At 69.4% G+C, this 11,563-nt stretch carries 9 protein-coding genes; 3 read left to right on the top strand and 6 right to left on the bottom strand.

Features of this window, described 5'->3' with window-relative positions; translation table 11 throughout:
• Positions 1 to 44: 44 nt before the first annotated feature.
• The 6 genes from ACFULQ_RS46330 to ACFULQ_RS46355 form a co-directional block, all read right to left on the bottom strand.
• Positions 45 to 1,526, bottom strand: coding sequence for an RICIN domain-containing protein (locus ACFULQ_RS46330; RefSeq protein WP_383557062.1), 1,482 nt, complete (start codon positions 1,524 to 1,526; stop codon positions 45 to 47).
• Between the two features lie 258 nt (positions 1,527 to 1,784).
• Positions 1,785 to 3,731: a glycoside hydrolase gene (locus tag ACFULQ_RS46335; protein WP_383557065.1), complete on the bottom strand. Its 1,947-nt coding sequence runs from the start codon at positions 3,729 to 3,731 to the stop codon at positions 1,785 to 1,787.
• A gap of 74 nt (positions 3,732 to 3,805) precedes the next feature.
• Complete coding sequence (locus ACFULQ_RS46340; RefSeq protein ID WP_383557067.1) at positions 3,806 to 5,341, bottom strand: alpha-N-arabinofuranosidase; 1,536 nt, start codon at positions 5,339 to 5,341, stop codon at positions 3,806 to 3,808.
• Positions 5,342 to 5,465: 124 nt separating this feature from the next.
• Complete coding sequence (locus ACFULQ_RS46345) at positions 5,466 to 6,338, bottom strand: carbohydrate ABC transporter permease (RefSeq protein ID WP_383557070.1); 873 nt, start codon at positions 6,336 to 6,338, stop codon at positions 5,466 to 5,468.
• Positions 6,338 to 7,306, bottom strand: a complete 969-nt coding sequence (locus tag ACFULQ_RS46350) for a carbohydrate ABC transporter permease (RefSeq protein WP_383557072.1) — start codon at positions 7,304 to 7,306, stop codon at positions 6,338 to 6,340. The genes ACFULQ_RS46345 and ACFULQ_RS46350 overlap by 1 nt, the downstream gene beginning before the upstream one ends.
• 15 nt (positions 7,307 to 7,321) lie before the next feature.
• Positions 7,322 to 8,602: an ABC transporter substrate-binding protein gene (locus ACFULQ_RS46355; protein WP_383557075.1), complete on the bottom strand. Its 1,281-nt coding sequence runs from the start codon at positions 8,600 to 8,602 to the stop codon at positions 7,322 to 7,324.
• Between the two features lie 286 nt (positions 8,603 to 8,888).
• Between ACFULQ_RS46355 and ACFULQ_RS46360 the strand changes: the two genes are divergently transcribed.
• The 3 genes from ACFULQ_RS46360 to ACFULQ_RS46370 form a co-directional block, all read left to right on the top strand.
• Positions 8,889 to 10,094 carry an ROK family protein gene (locus ACFULQ_RS46360; RefSeq protein WP_383557078.1) on the top strand — a complete coding sequence of 402 codons (1,206 nt, stop codon included), beginning with the start codon at positions 8,889 to 8,891 and terminating at the stop codon, positions 10,092 to 10,094.
• A gap of 293 nt (positions 10,095 to 10,387) precedes the next feature.
• Positions 10,388 to 11,200: an acetoacetate decarboxylase family protein gene (locus tag ACFULQ_RS46365; RefSeq protein WP_383557081.1), complete on the top strand. Its 813-nt coding sequence runs from the start codon at positions 10,388 to 10,390 to the stop codon at positions 11,198 to 11,200.
• Positions 11,201 to 11,350: 150 nt separating this feature from the next.
• The coding region (locus ACFULQ_RS46370) for an aldehyde dehydrogenase family protein (RefSeq protein ID WP_383557084.1) at positions 11,351 to 11,563 on the top strand (213 nt) is incomplete at its 3' end.

The raw sequence follows: 11,563 nt of genomic DNA on the forward strand, positions 1-11,563 counted from the left end.
CCCGTGCCCCGCCGCCGGAAGCCGCCTGCCGTGCCGTCACCGCGTCAGGACACGTTCCAGGTGAGGCTGTTCGCGCTCGCTCCGGTGACCTCCTGGTCCACCGCCGCGCCCTGGGCCGTCGACCCGGCCACACCGAGGTTCAGACCGCTGCCCACGTTGACGAGCATGTAGCTGCTGCCGGAGTAGCTGCCGACCAGGTCGATCGCCCACTGCTGGTTGGTGCCGCCGTTGCAGGTCCACTGCTGCAGCTGCACCCCGCTGCTCTTCGACTGGTCCGGCACGTCCAGGCACAGCCCGCTGTTGACGTTGGTCAGCGTGTAGATGTTGTCGGCCACCCTGGCGAGGTTCCACTTCTGGTTGGCTCCGCCGGTGGACGGCCACTGGATGACGGGACCGCCGTTGGACTTCGAGGCCCCGGAAGCGTCCATCAGCAGTGAACTGCCCGCGTCGGTGAGGGTGTGGACGCCGGCGCCGGGTATGCCGCTGCCCGGCGACCAGGTTCCGGCGGCTGCGTCGAGCGACCAGGTGGGGTACTGGCCGAGGTTCACCGTCGTCCCCCGGATGGTCAGCGGGAGCCAGATCAGCTGGGAGGTGCCGAGGTCACCGGTGTTCCAGCGGTCGCCCGCGTACAGGTAGGTCGTGCCCGCCGTGCCCTGCACGGTGATGATGTTCGCCGTCTGGCTGTTGTACGTGTTGGTGCCGGGCGCGGCGAGCGTCCGGAAGGACGACCACGGGCCGGCCGGGGAGGTGGCGGTGGCGTAGACGTTGTCGTTGGTGGCCCATCCGCTCAGGTGCGAGCCGAACAGGTAGTAGGTGCCGCCCACCTTCACCATGGCCGGCGCCTCGTAGTCGCCGATCAGCGCCACCGAGCCGGTCACGGAGAGGTAGTCGGCGGACAGCCTGTCGATGCGCAGTCCGTTGGCCCGGTCCTCGCTGAGCAGGTAGGCGCTGCCGTCGGTGTCCTGGAACAGCCCGAGGTCCCGGCTCTGGAAGCCCAGCGGACGGAAGCTGCCCTGGTAGCTGTACGGCCCGCAGGGGGTGCTGCTGGTCGCCACCCCGACCTTGGCGTCGGCGTAGTTGGTGCTGTCGATGTGCATGTACATCACATAGGTGCCGGTCGATGCGTTGTAGATGACCTTGGGCCGCTCCACGATGCGGTTGGGGCCGAGGTCACCGCCGCTCTGCTTGGCCAGGGCCACCCCCTGGTACGTCCAGTCGGACAGGTTGGTCGAGGTGTAGCAGGGGATGTCCTGGAAGGAGGTGTTCCCGGAGTTCTCCCCGGTCTTGTCCTCCCCGAAGCCGTACCAGGTGCTGCCGACCTTGACGATGCCGAGACCGTGCAGCTGGAGGGTGTTCCCGTTCTGGTCGGTCCTGGCGGCGCCCAGGGTGAAGGACACGGAGGCCGCGTTCGCCTGGGCGGCGGGCAGCAGCAGTGCCGTGAGGGAGGCGAGCAGGGTGAGGATCGCGGCCGAAACGGCCCGCCACCGGCGGGTCGGGCGTCCGGGACGCGGTGTTCTGGGGGACATGGGCGTACCTCTCCTTTGAGGACGGTGCGCCGCGAGGGAACGCGGCGGGGGAGTCGAGCGGTGTGGGGGGCCGGCCCAGGGACGGGGAGGAGGTCCCGAGGGGGGATCCGGGAAGGCGGCGGCCTGGGGAATCGGCCGGCCGTGTCTCCTCCCGCGTCCCTGGGCCGGAGTCATGGGGACGTCGGGCTGTGCGGCGGATGCCGTGCCGGACAGCCCGGCCGACGGGGGCGGTGACCCCCGCCGGCGACGGGGCGGTGGTCAGCCGCGGGTCCACCTCTGGTTCGCCTGACCGTTGCAGTCGTAGAGCGCGACGGGTGAACCGTCGGCGGTGGCCTCGTTGCTCACGTCGATGCAGCGCCCCGACTGCAGACCGGCGATCGCCCCGCTCTCGGTGAGCGTCCACTTCTGGTTGGCGCCGCCGTTGCAGGTGTAGATGCCGACCTTGGTGCCGTTGGCCGTGCCCTGGCCGTAGGCTTCCAGGCACTTGTTGCCGTACCCGCGCAGCTCACCCGTGCCGGTCATGGTCCAGTTCTGGTTGGCGGCGCCGTTGCAGCCGTAGATGATGACCTGGGTGCCGTCGGTGGTGGAGGCCCCGGGGTCGTCGAGGCACTTGCCGGACTGGGCGCTCTTCAACGTGCTGGTGCTGGTCCTTCCGCCGCTGCCGGGGTTGCCGGAGCTCTTCAGCTGGAAGGTGGTCACGCTGCGGGCGGGCAGCGACGCGCTGAGGACCGAGCCGCTGACGGCCGGGTCGGAGACGCTCGCCAGGTTTTCGGTGTCGCTGGTGCGGTGGGTGCCGGTGGGGGTGAGCGTGCCGCTGTTCGTGTCGAGGGACAGGTCGGTGGCCGAGCCGTTGGTGTTGGTCGCCACGACGGTCCAGGCGCCGTTCTGCCAGAAGGCCATGGCCTGGACGCCGGACGGGGCGCCGGATATCTCGTAGCGGACCGCGCCCGGCCGGACGTATCTGCTGTACTGCCCGAGGACGTAATAGCGCTTGGTCATGTACAGCGACTGGTTGCCGTCGGTGGCGTACTCGGGGTCGTAGTAGATGAGGCCGTCGTTCCAGCCCGTGCCGTTGATCCTGGTGGCGCAGGACGGGTCGGTGCCGACGTCGCAGCCGATCACGTTGGACAGGGCCGTCCACCACTGGAAGGAGCTGTCGTTGCCCAGGGCGAAGTCGCGGTAGATGTAGTTCGCGACGGTCAGGCCACCGCCGATGGTCGGGTCGTACTGCTGGGTGAAGGCATTGGCGCCGGTCCGTTCGCAGCAGACCTCGGTCGACCACAGGGGCTTGTTGTACGTCTTGCCGAACGCGGCGAGACCGCGCAGCGCGGCGTCGCCCGGGAAGTCGTAGATGTGGTGGGCGAACGCGGTCACATAGCCGGCCGCGGCGGAGTCGGACAGCCAGGTGGGGGCCTCCTGGAGCAGCTGGCTGGTCCTGCTGCTCTCGTCGGCGATGATGCCGGTCCTCAGCGAGCGGGCGGCGAAGGTGGAGCCGATCGCCTTGATGACGGCGGCGCGCTGCGAGGTGGGCACGATCATGCCCTCCTGCTCGCAGTTGGGCTGGCTGTTGTCCGGCTCGTTCATCGGGCTGAGGTAGTCCAGGTTCACGCCCTTGGACGCCCAGTGCGCGGTGACGTCCGCGAGATACGTGGCGAACGGCTGCTCGTCGCCGGAGACCAGGCTGCCGGCGCAGCTCTTGCCGTTGGTGGTCCACTGCGCCGGGGCGCTGTTGACGAAGCCGATGAGGTGCGGCACGCCGTGGTCGGAGGCCGACTGCAGGAAGTAGCTGCCGCCCGGGTCGCGGGTCCAGTCGTAGGTGCCCGGCGAGGTCATCAGGGACTGCGGGGCGCGCTCGGGGTAGTGGACCACGCCGACGCTGTTGCCGCCGATGTTGTAGCGGTAGATGCTCAGGTTCAGGCCGGACGTGCCGAACAGCAGGTCGCCGACCTGGCTCTTGACCGTCGACGAGTAGTTGTTGAGGTCGTTGACCCACCAGGCTCCCGAGGCGCCGAACCCGTCGACCGTCTGGGCCTGCGTGGTGACCAGGGCGGGTGCGGGGGTGGCCGCGTGCGCCTCGGTGGCGAGCGGGACGGCGGCGACGGCGGGCAGCAGCAGTGCCGCGAGTCCGCCCACCAGGGTCTTGAACGGGCCGGTGGCGGTGCGCCACCGGGTCTTCCGGCGACGGTGCGCCGTGGTGTCGTGCATCGGTATCACCTCTCCGTGCGGTTCCCGGCGTTCGTGCCGGAGTCGGGGTGGGGCGGATACGGGGATCAGTCGGCTCAGGGGGCGAGGGCGATCCTGAGGGTGCTCCAGGAGAGGGGCGGCAGCAGGGCGGTGAGCCTGCCGTCCGCCACCCGGGTCCCGGTCACCTGGGACGGGGTGACGCGGTCCTGCTGCCGCAGGGTGTTCGCGGCATGGCGGTCGGGGTCGGACAGCGTGGTGTGCAGTACGGGCCCGGCCGGGCCGAACGCCCGGAGATCCGCGGTGAGTTCGAGCGGACGGGTGGTGTCGCGGTTGACGGCGAAGACCGTCAGCGTCCCGTCCTCGTCCTGGACGGCGGTGGCGTGCAGCAGCAGGACCCGGCCGTGCAGGGCGGTGTCGTGGCCGGGGCTGTCCACGTCGAGTCGCAGCACCTGGCCGCGGCCGTTGCAGGCCGCCTCGGCGAAGGGGTAGAAGGTGGTCTGCCGCCAGGCCGGGCCGCCCGGCTCCGTCATGATCGGGGCGATCACGTTGACCAGCTGGGCGAGGCACGCGGCGGTGACCCGGTCGCAGTGCCGCAGCAGGGTGATCAGCAGGCTGCCGACGACGACGGCGTCCGTGACGGAGTAGACGTCCTCCAGCTGACGGGGGGCCACACTCCAGTCCGGGGCGTCGGCATCGTTGTTGAAGGGACGGCTCTGGTACCAGACGTTCCACTCGTCGAAGGACAGGTTGATCCGCTTGGCGGAGTGCCGTTTGGCCCGGATGTGGTCCGCGGTGGCGACCACCCCGTCGATGAACTCCTCCATGTCGGCGGCCGAGGCGAGGAAGCTGTCGACATCCCCGTCCTTCTCCTCGTAGTAGGCGTGGCAGGAGACGAAGTCGACGACGTCGTAGGCGTGTTCCAGGACCGTCGCCTCCCAGGAACCGAAGGTCGGCATGGCACGGCTGGAGCTTCCGCAGGCGACCAGTTCGAGACCGGGGTCCAGGTCCCGCATGGCCTTGGCGGTGACGGCGGCGAGTCGGCCGTACTCCTCGGCGGTCTTGTGGCCGGTCTGCCAGGGGCCGTCCATCTCGTTGCCCAGGCACCACAGCCGGATGTTGTGCGGTTTGTCGACGCCGTGCGAACGGCGCAGCTCCGACCAGGCGGTCCCGCCCGGGTGGTTGGTGTACTCCAGCAGGTCGAGTGCCTCCTGCAGGCCGCGCGTACCGAGGTTGACGGCCTGCATCGGCTCGACCCATGCCTTGCCGGCGAAGCGCATGAACTCGTTCAGCCCGAACTGGTTGGTCTCGACGGCCCGCCAGGCCGCGTCGAGGCGACGGGGCCGGTGTTCGGCGGGGCCGACCCCGTCCTCCCAGCGGTACCCGGAGACGAAGTTGCCGCCCGGGTAGCGGACCATCGTGACGCCGAGTTCCCGGATGAGGGCCAGGACGTCGGTGCGCAGTCCGTCCTCGTCGGCGGCGGGGTGGCCCGGCTCGAAGACGCCCGTGTGGACGCAGCGGCCGAGATGCTCGACGAAGGAGCCGAACAGGCGCGGGTTCACCTCGCCCACGGTGAAGCGGGGGTCGAGGTGGACGGCCCCTGCGAGCGGGGTGTCGCCTTCGGGGTCGGTCATGGGGGTCCCTCCCGGGGGTCGGTGCGAACAGGGGGCGGTACGGAAAGAGGGAGTACGGAAAGAGGGAGTACGGACAGAGGGCCGGCCGTCGGACAGGGGCGTGCGGTCGCCGGACCGGGGAGGGTCAGCCCTTGACGCCGGTGTGCGCGACGCCTTCCACCAGGTAGCGCTGGAGGAAGAGGAAGACGAACACGAGCGGCAGGATGGACACGGTGGCCGCGAGGAACAGCTCGTGGATGTTGATGGTCTGCGCGGTGGTGAAGGTGGACAGGGCGACCTGCACGGTCCAGCTCGACTGGTCCTGTCCGATGACCAGGGGCCACAGGAAGGCGTTCCAGTTGGTGACGAAGGTGATCACCGCGATCGCCGCGAAGAAGCCGCGCGAGTTGGGGACGACGATCCGCCAGTACACCCGCCAGGGGCCGAGACCGTCGAGCTGGGCGGCCTCCTCCAGTTCCTTGGGGAAGCCGAGGAAGTACTGCCGGAACAGGAAGGCGGTGAAACCGCTGAACAGTCCGGGCACGATCAGGCCACGCAGGGTGGAGACCCAGCCCAGCGACGACACCAGCACGAAGCTGGGGATGAAGGTGACCGCGCTGGGGATCATGAGGGTGGCCAGCACCGCGTAGAAGATCTTGTTCGCGTGCCGGTAGGGGATACGGGCCAGGGCGTAGCCGCCCAGCGAGCAGATCAGCAGCTGACCGCTCGTGCCGACCACCCCGACGACCAGGGAGTTGTAGATGCTGTGCGCCATGGGCACGGCGGGGTCGTCGAACAGTTCGGAGATGTTCTCCCAGTGCAGGGTCGTCGGGAAGAACGTCCAGTGCGCCCCGGTGAGGTCGGCGTCGGTGGCCAGGCTGTTGCGGACCAGCAGGTAGAAGGGGACCAGGAAGAGCACGGCCGCGACGCTCGCGGCGACGTAGACGCCGACGGTGCCGGCCCGGCCGCGGCGGGCGCGCGGACGGCGGTGAAGGGCGCCGGTGGAGGAGGTGGCCATCAGCTTTCCGCCTTTCCGAAGCCGAGGATCCTGCCCTGTACGAGCGTCACGATCGTGATGAGTGCCGACAGCACCAGCGCTCCCGCGCTGCCGTGACCGAAGTCCTGCCCCTGACCGAGGGCCGTGTAGTAGAGGTAGACCAACGGGGGCCGGGCGTACGGCGTGTTGGGCAGCAGGTTGTAGAACTCGTCGAACGCCTGGTAGGCGGCGATGAGCAGGAGGAGCAGCACGGCGACGGAGGTGGTCCGCAGCTGCGGCAGGGTGATGTGGCGGAATGTCTGCCAGCCCGGCCGGGCGCCGTCCGTCCAGGCCGCCTCGTACAGCTCCCTGGGGATCTCCTGGAGGGCTGCCAGGAAGAGGATCATGTAGAAGCCCAGTTGCAGCCAGAGCCGCACGGTGACCAGCACCATCCAGTACCAGGGCGGGGAGACCGTGCCGATCCAGGCGACCGGGTCGATCCCGAACCAGCCGAGCACGGTGTTGGCGAGTCCGAAGCGCACACCGTTGAAGATCGACAGTTTCCAGATCATCGAGGCCACCACGTAGGAACACGCGGTGGGGATGAAGAACACCGAGCGGAAGAAGGCCCGGGCGACGCGGATCCGGTGCACCAGCAGGGCGAGTGCCAGGGCCAGGACGTAGGTGAGCGGTACGACGATCACGGCGAAGACCGTGAAGGTCCACAGGCTGTCGGTGAACGGTCCTTGGGTCAGGATGTCCACGTAGTTCGCCAGGCCCACGAACTTGGTCGGGGTGACCGTGTTCTGCGCCTGGAACAGGCTCAGGTACAGGCTCCAGCCGACCGGCACGTAGACGAAGATGCCGAGTCCGGCCAGGAAGGGACCGGCGAAGAGCCAGAAGGTGCGGGCGCTGCCGCGCCGTACGCGTTTGCCGCCTCCGACCCGTGGCGTGGGGGAAGGGGGCACGGTGGCGCCCTTGCGGGCGCCACTCGTGGTGATCGATGCCATGGCCGCCCCGGCTCCTCAGACGATCTTCTTGAGCTCGGCCTCGACCCGGGTGCGTGCCTTGGCGACCTCGGACTCGGGGTTCTTGCCGCTGACCACCGCGTTGGTGAACATGTCCTGGGAGATCGTCACCATGGCCTGGGTCCAGTACGGGTCGTCGTAGTGCCCGTCGGTGCCGAACAACTGCACCGCCTCGGCGGCGGTGCCGCTCTGCAGCTTGGTGGCCTTCGCCGCCAGGCTCTTGCGCGGCGGGACGTGGAAGCCGTACGAGAGGCACCAGTCCTCCTGGTACTTCGTCTGCTCGATCCACAGCCACTTGACGAACGCCTTGGCCGCGTCGACGTCCTTTGCCTTGGCACTGACGTACGTGGACCAGCCGCCGTTGTAGACCACCTGCTTGCCGGCGCTTCCGACGGCGGGCAGCGGGACGATGCCGAAGTCGTCGCCCAGCGCCTTCTGGATGCCGGGCATCGCCCACAGGCCGCACCACTGCATCGCGGTCAGGCCCTGGGTGAACGCGGACGGGTCGAACCAGTCGGTGGGGGCGCCGAGCAGCAGGGTCTTGCTGGAGTACAGCTCGCGCATGTTCTTCAGAGCCGCGACGGTCGCCGGGGTGTCGAAGGCCACCTTGTGGTCGGGGGTGAGCAGTTCACCGCCGGAGGCCCAGATCAGCGGGCTGGCCCAGGCGTCGCTGCCGGCCTTCAGCCCGAGGTAGATGCCCTTGGTCCCGCCCTTGCTGAGTTTGTGGGACGCCTCGATCAGTTCGTCGAAGGTCTTCGGCGGTTCGACGCCTGCCTTCTCCAGCAGGCTCTTGCGGTAGTACAGGAACTGCGGGTCGTCGATCATGCGGATGCCGTAGACCTTGCCGTCGACCGAGTTGGCGGTGAGGTCCTTGTCCGAGAAGTCGGACTTCACGTCCGCGATGACGTCGTCCAGCGGCACTATCTGCCCCGACTTCGCCATCTGTACGTCGGGGTGGAACTCGAAGACGTCGGGGCCGCTGCTGGAGACCAGGCCACTGGCGAGCTTCGAGGGGTAGTCGCCCGGGATCCACTGCACCGAGACGTCCGCCTTGGTGTACGCCTTCGCGTACCGCAGCGCGGCCTGCTGGGTGCCCGCCTCGCCGTACTGGTGGTACCACTGGCTCAGCGAGGTGCCACCGCCGCCCGAACCACCGGAACGACCGGTGTTCGAACCGCACGCGGACAGCGCACCGGCGGCGGCGAGGGCGCCGGAGGCTCGCAGGAAGTTTCTGCGTCCGAGGGATCTGGCGCCTTCCGCGCTGCGCTCAAGGGACATGACCGAACCTCATTTCATCGACGGCGGACGGGCGTGGGCATGGCAATGCCCCACACCCGTAAGGGTGTTGACCCACCGAGGCACAGACCGGGGCGGGATACGGGTCGGGCAGACGTGTGATGTCTGGTGTCGCGAAGATTTCAGAGGGGTTAAGCGAGAGGCAGGTTATGAGCGCAACGCCCCTTCGTCAACAAGTCAGAAAAAGTCTCTACCGACTGAATACCTCGGATGTCTCGCGGCGTTACGATGAGGCCTCCCAGTCCACGGCCAACATCGGGCGGTCTCGTTGAAGCGCACGTACCAGGACATCCGGCGGGCCAACCGGTTCGCCGTGATGCGGCACGTCATCGCTTCGGCGCCCGTCGCGAGACGTGATGTCGCCACCGCCGTCGGCCTGTCCGTGGCGACCACCGCGGACATCGTCAGCGAGTTGCTGGAGCTCCGGCTCGTCGCCGAGGTCGGCCAGCAGGCCTCGGGCGGGGGTCGTCCCCGAAACCTTCTCGCCCCGAATCCGGACGGCCCGCGGTTCATCGGTGTCGACATCGCCGAGACCTACGTCCACGTCGAGCTCTTCGACCCGGCTCTGCGGGCGCTGGCCCGGGCCGAGGAGGATCTGCACCCGCACGACAACCCGCCCGGGTATGTCCTGGAGCGCATACTCTCCGGAGTCGCCACCGTGACCGCCGAGTCCGGGGTGCCGCTCGACGGGCTCCTCGGCATCGGTGTGAGCATTCCCGGCCAGGTGCGGCCGGACGGCAGGGCGTCCGTCTTCGCGTCCAACTGGACGTGGCGGGACGTGCCGCTGCGCGACCTGCTCGCCGAGCGCATCCCGATCCCGGTCCATCTGGACAACCCGCTGCGCGCCAGCACCGTCGCCGAACTGTGGTTCGGTGCGGCGCGAGGGCGGGAGAACGTCGCCGTTCTCACCATGGGCACCGGCGTCGGGGCGGGCCTGGCGGTGGGCGGCACGATCTATCACGGGGCGACCAACACGGCCGGTGAGTGGGGGCACACCAATCTCGTGATCGACGGTCGGCTGTGCCGTCGAGGCTGTGTCGGGTGCGTGGAGGCCTATGTGGGTGCGCCCGGAATCATGCGGCAGCTGGAGGAGGTGGCCCCCGGCAGCCCCCTGCTCCACCCCGACGACCAGACCGCCACCATCAACGCGCTGGCCGCTGCCCTGGCGGAGGGTGATCCTGTCGCCGAACGGGCGATCGCCGTCACGGCCCGGTACCTCGGGATCGCGCTCGCCAATCTGATCAACCTCTTCAATCCCCAGGTCGTCGTCCTCACCGGATGGGTGGCCGACAGGCTGGGCGCACAGCTCGTCGAACGCGCGCGCCCCACAATGGCCGCGCATGCCCTGGGCGAGGCCTGGGCGGGCGTCGAGATCGCGCTGTGCCCCCTCGACCGCAATCCGGTGAGCCTGGGTGCGGCCACCGTGGTGATGGAGGGCTTTCTCTCGGAGGTCGCCACCAGCGGCCGCTCCTGAGCGGGGCGGCTGTCCCGGGGTGTGGTGGGGCCGCCCGGCCTCGTCCGCGGCCGCCGCGTCCGTGCGGCCTTCCGACGCGGTCCGTGTGAGCCCTCCGTGTTTCTGCGGTGTTGACCCGGGTGGATGCGGCCCTTATTGTTTGAAGCCAAACGATGTACGACGTGGTCTCGTCTCCCAACGCGACGGCCGCCCCCGTCCGTGGGCCGTGGACGGCCGTGACCTGGGCGGGGGCTGTCGACGGCATGACCCCACGGCTCAGCGGCCGCGGGGCATCACGCTGTAAGGAATCCGACATGAGCGCAGTCCGTGGCTACTTCCACCCCAAGACGGCGACGGGTTCGTCGTCGCTGATTCCGTCACCGCCGTGGCGGTACTCCGGTGATCTGCTGACCGTCGAGTACCGGACCGATCCGGCGAGGGTGCGTGAACTGCTGCCCGAGCCGCTTGAGTTGGCGCACGAGGACCCCGGCGCGGTGGCGCTGATCTGGGCCGACTGGCAGTCCTGCTCGGGCTCGGGGGAGGAGCTCCTCGATCCCGTGCTCGCGCAGTATAGGGAGGCCTTCGCGGTCGTCCGGTGCACGTACCGGGGGCAGACCTACACGCGGTGCGTGTACATCTGGGTCGACAAGGACTTCGCGATCGCGCGGGGGCTGCACCAGGGGTATCCGAAGAAGCTCGGCTCCATCCATCAGACGCGGCCGCATCCCTACGGGCCCGCTCCGCGGATCGAGGCCGGGGCTCGCTTCGGCGCCACCCTCGCCGCCGCCGACCGGCGCCTGGCCCAGACGGTGGTGACCCTGCGGGAGCCGTCGGAGACGAACGGATTCGTCAACTCCCACCCCATGGCCCACCATCGCTGGCTGCCCTCGATCGAAAAGGGCAAGGGCCTGGCACTCGACGAGCTGATCGAGTCCGGGGCGGCCTCCTTCGAGGGCGGGCAACCGTGGGTCGGTGACGCCGAGTTGGAGCTGTTCGAAGCGCCGACCGAGGAGTTGGCCCGGTTGGAGATCCGGGAGCCGATCGCGGCGTACTACCGGCAGGTCGGGGTGGTCTGGGACGGCGGCCGGCTCCTGGAGTCCGGAACGTCCGGAGCGAGTGCCGAGTGAGGTCCGTGAGCGGCCAAGGGGCCGTCGGTCCGTGAGCGGCCACGGATCCGTCGTGGCTGGTCGCGCCCGCGCGGCGGTAGCCGCACATTCGACACTGCCCCGCGCCCCCAGGTGAGTCACCCCCTTCCTTGCTGAATTGGAGCCCTTCTCATGGCCGACAAGATCTCGATCGGCGGTGTCTCCGTCGACACCCGGCACTGGATCGGCGGCGAGCGCGTCGCGTCCGCCGACACGTTCCCCGACATCTCACCGATCGACGCGAGCGTCCTCGGGGAGATCCACCGTGGAACCCCGGTGGAGGCGGCGGCGGCCGTGGCCGCCGCCCAGGCCGCCTTCCCGGCCTGGGCCGCCACCCCCCGCGCC

Origin of the sequence: Streptomyces sp. NPDC057253, assembly GCF_042669125.1 — a bacterium.
Lineage (GTDB): Bacteria > Actinomycetota > Actinomycetes > Streptomycetales > Streptomycetaceae > Streptomyces.

Bases quoted from the DNA above. Each gene is read 5' to 3' on its own strand.
- ACFULQ_RS46330 (WP_383557062.1), bottom strand. From the start codon at position 1,526: ATGTCCCCCAGAACACCGCGTCCCGGACGCCCGACCCGCCGGTGGCGG.
- ACFULQ_RS46335 (WP_383557065.1), bottom strand. From the start codon at position 3,731: ATGCACGACACCACGGCGCACCGTCGCCGGAAGACCCGGTGGCGCACC.
- ACFULQ_RS46340 (WP_383557067.1), bottom strand. From the start codon at position 5,341: ATGACCGACCCCGAAGGCGACACCCCGCTCGCAGGGGCCGTCCACCTC.
- ACFULQ_RS46345 (WP_383557070.1), bottom strand. From the start codon at position 6,338: ATGGCCACCTCCTCCACCGGCGCCCTTCACCGCCGTCCGCGCGCCCGC.
- ACFULQ_RS46350 (WP_383557072.1), bottom strand. From the start codon at position 7,306: ATGGCATCGATCACCACGAGTGGCGCCCGCAAGGGCGCCACCGTGCCC.
- ACFULQ_RS46355 (WP_383557075.1), bottom strand. From the start codon at position 8,602: ATGTCCCTTGAGCGCAGCGCGGAAGGCGCCAGATCCCTCGGACGCAGA.
- ACFULQ_RS46365 (WP_383557081.1), top strand. From the start codon at position 10,388: ATGAGCGCAGTCCGTGGCTACTTCCACCCCAAGACGGCGACGGGTTCG.